The sequence below is a fragment of the Vibrio sp. 10N.222.46.A1 genome, from assembly GCF_041473595.1.
GTDB lineage: Bacteria > Pseudomonadota > Gammaproteobacteria > Enterobacterales > Vibrionaceae > Vibrio > Vibrio tasmaniensis_A.
The window spans coordinates 1-271 of sequence record NZ_JBFRSN010001847.1 but is presented as its reverse complement, the minus strand read 5'-3'; the positions used below and the strand labels follow the sequence as shown (position 1 = coordinate 271).

The following is a 271-nucleotide window of genomic DNA, read 5'->3' as shown; positions in this document are numbered from 1 at the left end:
GTGTACACGCCAGTTTTTACCGTTGTAAGTAGCACCTTTATCAGAAGCAAGCTTCTCAACAACTTTATCATCACCAGCGGCTGCTAGTAGAGTCGGGATCCAGTCTTGGTGACCCATGATGTCGTTGATCTTAGTTCCCGGCTTGATAGTACCAGGCCAGCGAACTAGCTGAGGAACACGCATACCGCCTTCGTAAGTTGTACCTTTCTCCCCGTGGAAGTAAGTAGCACCGCCATCAGGCCAAGAAACTGTCTCTGCACCGTTATCGGTA

General features: G+C 49.8%; 1 protein-coding gene. It reads right to left on the bottom strand.

Translation table 11 applies throughout. From position 1 onward, the window contains the following. The coding region (locus tag AB4496_RS29595) for a sulfatase-like hydrolase/transferase (protein ID WP_372133710.1) at positions 1-271 on the bottom strand (271 nt) is incomplete at both ends.